General features: G+C 69.1%; 4 protein-coding genes and 1 pseudogene. 3 read left to right on the top strand and 2 right to left on the bottom strand.

The genetic code is table 11. The features are described from left to right. Positions 1 to 396: 396 nt before the first annotated feature. Positions 397 to 1,833, bottom strand: a complete 1,437-nt coding sequence (locus VN520_RS16585) for an NF041680 family putative transposase (protein WP_325747697.1) — start codon at positions 1,831 to 1,833, stop codon at positions 397 to 399. 441 nt (positions 1,834 to 2,274) lie between these two features. Here VN520_RS16585 and dpgA point away from each other — a divergent pair, with 441 nt between their 5' ends. The 3 genes from dpgA to VN520_RS16570 all read left to right on the top strand — a co-directional run bounded on the left by dpgA (position 2,275) and on the right by VN520_RS16570 (position 4,501). Further along, positions 2,275 to 3,396 carry a 3,5-dihydroxyphenylacetyl-CoA synthase DpgA gene (gene dpgA, locus VN520_RS16580; protein ID WP_325747696.1) on the top strand — a complete coding sequence of 374 codons (1,122 nt, stop codon included), beginning with the start codon at positions 2,275 to 2,277 and terminating at the stop codon, positions 3,394 to 3,396. Continuing rightward, on the top strand, positions 3,396 to 4,058 hold the full coding sequence (gene dpgB, locus VN520_RS16575) for an enoyl-CoA-hydratase DpgB (RefSeq protein WP_325747695.1): 663 nt from the start codon (positions 3,396 to 3,398) through the stop codon (positions 4,056 to 4,058). Before dpgA ends, dpgB begins: the two co-directional genes overlap by 1 nt. Before the next feature lie 128 nt (positions 4,059 to 4,186). Next, on the top strand, positions 4,187 to 4,501 hold the full coding sequence (locus tag VN520_RS16570; protein WP_325747694.1) for a hypothetical protein: 315 nt from the start codon (positions 4,187 to 4,189) through the stop codon (positions 4,499 to 4,501). Between the two features lie 63 nt (positions 4,502 to 4,564). Here the strand turns inward: VN520_RS16570 and VN520_RS16565 are convergent. After that, positions 4,565 to 5,281, bottom strand: a pseudogene (locus VN520_RS16565) (sporulation protein); the annotation flags it as partial.

Raw genomic sequence — 5,281 nt, 5'->3', positions numbered from 1 at the left:
CCGGTACGCCGACCCTGGGTGCACAACTGGCAGTTCGGCAGGCGGTCGTGATGACCAAGGACATCCAGGCCGACGTCCCCGTCGAGACCCTTCGGATCGCTCAGCATCCTCGCGTTTCACCCGAACCCACGGATGCATCGGCCTGACGCACACCGATGGACCCGTGGGTTCACGCTGAAGGACGTCCGGTTTCCCTGAACCCACGGGAATCTCGGCTCGGTTCTCGTATAGCTACGGCCAGGTGTCGTGAGCGGGTATTCGTCTTGGCCAGGGCCATGTCGCCCGTTGCGGTAAACCGCGTATTTACTGCACGGCGGATCGCTCCACCAGGGACAACGGCCACGTTTCCGCAGGTGAGGTGGGCGCATTTACTGCGGCAGGACCTGATCTTGACGTTTATCCAGCTCTGCTGCTTGTGAGGGTTGCCGTGAGGTCCGGTTGGCCCTGTTTTCCAACGGTGCGTTCGCGTGCACGGTGCTTGTTCTTCATGCCGATTGGCCGGCCTGGGCCTGCGGTGCTGGCTTTCGGTGCACCGGCCGGTTGAGGGGCCTTGCCGTGGAGGCGGCGAAATCCTCGGCGGACCCGTGCAGGGGTGAGACGTCCTTGGCGTGCGGGCCGCTCCCAGGGTCTGCGAAGGTCCTCGGCAAGGGGCCGGGCCAGGCGGAGCTGGGTGTGGGCGGCGATGACCAGCCAGGTCCAACGGTCAGCGGCGTCCGGCTCGCGAAGTTTGGGAGCCGTCCAGCCCAGCGTCTGCTTCAACATCCTGAAGGTGTGTTCCAGGTCGAATCTGCGCAAGAAGGCTTGCCAGAGCCGGTCCACGTCCCCGGCGGAGGCATCGGTGGCCGACCACCACAGCCAGATCGGCCGGGGATCGCGGTCTCCGCGAAGGTGATCGACCTGCAGACGGATGACGGTGCCTTCGAGGATCGGCAACTCTCCGGGATGGTCGGCCCAGGCCGAGCGCCGGGTCAGCAGTGGATGCAGGCGGTCCCACGCCGTGGCGACGGCCTGCCCGTAGTGAGTGGTGTCGGTCACCGTGGTAATGGACGGGACCGGCTGGATGGCTGGGTCCTCGAAGGCGAACTCTGCCCCGTGCTTGGGTTTGCGCCCGCGCTTGCCCGCCGGCTGGGGAGAAGGCGGAAAGTACAGGACTCGGTCCGAACGCATCCGGCCCAGCAACTCCACGGGCAGGTCCGCGAGCAGGAAGGCCAGGCGGGTCACGTCGTAGCCGGCATCAAGGACGACCAGGACTGGCGGCTCACCGATCTGCCACTGGCCTGCCACATACAACCGTTGGAACACCTCTCGGATCTGGTCGGCGGTGACGGCGATCGCGTCGTCCCAGGGCCGCAGCCGGAGCACGTCCAACACGGCCGTCCACGACGTCCGGCCCGGCTCCACAGCGGCAACGAAGGAGTAGGGCCAACCGGGGATCATCTGGGCCGAGTTTCTGCCTCGCCCGTACGTGTGGCAGAACATCCGGTCCGGGCTGGTATTCGCGTCCGGCCGCAGCCAGTTGCTCACATCGACCGCCAGGACCAGCCGCCCCGACGCCGTGCGGGGAAGCAGCAGCCCTGCCAGCGTTCTGCGCAACCGTGCCACATCCAGATGCCCGCGGTTCAGGCCGCCGTATAAGGCGCCATGCCCACGCCGGTGCTCAGGCTCCAACGACAGCTCGACCAACGTCCTCACCGGACCATCCGCGCACAGCAGGGCATCACTCAGCTCGAACAGCGCATCGCGCCGCCCGTTCAGACAGGCATAGAGCTCCGTCCGGAAGCGTGACAGCTCGGCAAACGCATCTCGCGGGATGCCGTGTTGCAACAGACTCATAGCTACGGCCTTCGTGTTGATCCCATGCCTCTGTGACGGAGCACAGGATCAGGCGAAGGCCGCTCTCACGTCCGGAACTCAGGCAAACCCATCAGCAAGTTCGAGGCCATGTTCGACGTCACACCATAAACGTCAAGCTGATGGGGCGTCACTTTATGCTACATGTCCGTCTGCGGCGGCAATACGAGAACCGAGCCCAGGGGCCGTCGCGGGCCGCGGGTGCGTGCCGCCGAGATCAGCCACCTGCTGTCGTCCGAGAAGCGGGTACTGCGCGGTTCGACTTGCAGAAGGCGGTGAGGCTCGCACGCGGGGGCTGCAAGATGTGCCCCCTCATGAGCCTTATCCCAGCGAAAGCCGCAGGGCAGTGTCGGCTCTGAGCGGCGCATTGTCACGGGCCGTCTCGTTCCTCTCCTTGTGCGTCGGCCAGTGCTGGAGGATTTGATGATCGGTTCAAGACCGCCGGGTACCAGTGGCTGTCTCCCGGCCCCTTCGATCAGGTCGGTCGGCACGGCCGTCGCCGGCTGGGGCTACTCGCAGGACGCCCTTCTCGACCACTTCGGTATCTCCGATCCGAAGATCACCGGCCTGTTCCGCGCGAGCGGAATCCGGCGTCGTTTCCTGACGCTCCCCCGCCCAGGTGTCGACGGACATCCGGCCGAGGAAGGTCCGGGCGACCTGCGGGACAAGCACCGGCGGGTCGCGCTCGACATGGGCGGCCGAGCGATCCGCACCTGCCTGGGCCGGGCCGGGATCGGCTCCGGGGAGGTGGGCTTTCTGTGTTGCGTGACAACGACGGGCCTGCTCACCCCCGCGCTGAGCGCCCTGCTGGTGCGGAAGATGGAACTGCCGGCGTCTGTCCAGCGGCTCGACATCGTGGGGATGGGCTGCCACGCGGCCATGAACGGCCTGTCCGCCGCCAGGTCCTGGTGTGTGGCCAACCCGGGGGCCGTCGCGGTGGTGCTGTGCGCCGAGGTCTGCTCGGCCGCGTACGTCTTCGACTCCACGATGCGCACCGCGGTGGTCAACTCCCTCTTCGGTGACGGCGCAGCCGCCGTGGCTCTCGTCTGCCAGCCCTCCGGCGCCGCCCCGGGGCGGCAGGACAGGAACGGGCCGGTGCCGTATCTGCTGTCGTCAGCCAGCCGGGTGATCACGTCGGCGGTGGACGCGATGCGCTACGACTGGGACGACCAACAGGGGCGGCTGTCGTTCTTCCTTGACCCGCAGATCCCGTACGTCATCGGAGCGCACGTAGAGGAGGTCGTCGACGATCTTCTCGCCGGTGCTGGTCTGCGCCGCAGTGCCGTACGCCACTGGCTGGTACACGGCGGGGGCAAGAAGGTCGTCGATGCGGTGCGGGTGAACCTGCGTCTGAGCCGGGACCAGCTGCGGCACACCATGGGGGTGCTGCGCGACTACGGAAATCTCTCCAGCGGCTCGGTGCTGTTCTCCTACGAGCGTCTGGTCGAGGAGGGGGCCGCCCGGGCGGGCGACTACGGAGTGCTCATGGCGATGGGACCGGGCTCGGCGATCGAGACGGCACTGGTGCGTTGGGAGGAAGCGTGATGGAGGAAAGGCCGGTAGGGGCTGTGGAGGTGCTGGAGGTTGGTGTCGATGGCGCGGCGGGACTCACCCAGGATCTCGTCGCGGTCATCGGCGGGGTCTGCGACCGGGCGGAGGACCGCCGGGGAGCCGTTGTCGTGCTGCGGGTCAAGGGCACCGTCCTTCCCGTACTGCCACCGGATACCGCTGTGCTGACGAAGTGGGAGGGCGTCGTGCGGCGGTTGGAGCGGCTCCCGGCCGCCTCGGTGGCGGCGATGAGCGGGTTGTGCGCCGGGGTCGCCCTGGATCTGGCGATGGCGGCGGATTACCGCGTTGCCGCAGCGGAGGTGGAACTGACGTTGTTGACGGCGTCGGGTGAGATATGGCCGGGGATGGCTCTGTACCGGATGGGTCGTCTGTCCCAGCGGGGCGTGGTGCGGCGGGCGGCGCTGTTCGGCTCGCCGGTCGGCGCGGTCGACGCTCTGGCGTCGGGTCTGGTGGACGAGCTGTCGCCGGAGCCGACGGCGGACGCGGCGCGCCTCGTCGAGCGGCTCGCTGGGGGGTGGGGCCCTGACCTGGCGATCCGCAGGGATCTGCTGCGGGGCTGCACGACGGAGTTCGAGGGGGCCCTCGGCGGGCATCTGGCGGCCTGCGACCGTGTCCTGCGCCGGGCGGGCTCCGTCTGATCGAGGCCACGGACTGGCGCAGCGCGCCCTCACCCCTTCCACCCTTCGCGAGCTCATCTGTTGATGTCCCGACCTGGGCGGAGGGCTCGGGTGGCCCAGTGTCAGAGCCTTCCGGCAGACTGCGCGTCGTGACAACGATAGCGAACAGGGCGCCCCACGAGCCTGTCTGGGAGCCGGGTGACGTCGTGCTCGACGCCGCCGCGACCATCTACCAACGGGCAGACGAGCAGTCGGTGGAGGAGGGCTGGCCTTGGCATCTGGGGGCCACATCGACGTACGACCTCCGGCACAACCTGCCGGTGGCTCCGGAAGGGGGGCACAGCGAGGATGACCCGGTTCGCCCGCTGACGCTGCTGGTGCGCAGGGGGAAGGCGGTGCAGACCATCTCGATGGTGAGCGAGCCGTCGTCACACCCGGTACAGCGAGGTGACAACGCAAGCTGAGCGGACGCACTCGTCCGTACCCAGGCCCGGCGCTCCTGCGAGGAGCGTCGGGCCTGGGTGCTGTCAGGCCGGGAGGGGTACGCGCATCTCCCGGTTGGCCCGCACGCCCAGTTCCCGGATGCCCGTGTGACGCTTCCACCGGCCGGCCGAGGCCAGCAGTTCGCCCACGTAGTCGCGGGCCCGGGCGGACTGGACGCCGGCGAGGATGTCCACGGCCTGGTGGCCGCTGGCGATGCCCGCCTCCAGGTCCCCCGCCTGCATGTACGTGGCGCCCACGACGGCGGTTCTCAGCCCTACGGCCCGGGTGAAGTGGTCCTTGCTCATGGCGCCGGCCTCCCGGCTCCAGCGCAGGGCGGCCTCGGGCTGGGCGAGGTCTCGGTGGATCTCGACGGCGTCGGAGGCGAGCCGGGCGTGGGTGAAGTACGCGAGCCAGGGCGGGTCGTCGTCCGCGCGGATCCGGCCCAGCAGCGTCTCGGCCTGGTGGAGCGCGGCGCCGGCGTCCTTGGCGTGGCCCGGTCCCTGGCGGGCGTGCGCGCGGGCTTCGGCGAGTTTCGCGAAGGCGAGCACGCGCGGCGCCGCGGCGTGACGGGCGCGCTCATAGGCCCCTTCCGCCATGTCGGCGGCTTCCGCGGGATGTCCGGCGAGGAACGCCTGGAGTGCCATCGTCGACAGCACGTAGCACCCGCTCTGCACGTCGCCCGCCAGCCGGGCCAGCCGCAGCGCGTGCGTCAGGTGCTGTTGGGCGGCCTGGTGATGGCCTACGTCCACGGCGGCCCAGCC

The organism is Streptomyces sp., from assembly GCF_035563135.1.
In the GTDB taxonomy this organism is placed as follows: domain Bacteria; phylum Actinomycetota; class Actinomycetes; order Streptomycetales; family Streptomycetaceae; genus Streptomyces.
This window is presented reverse-complemented; position numbering and strand designations above follow the sequence as displayed.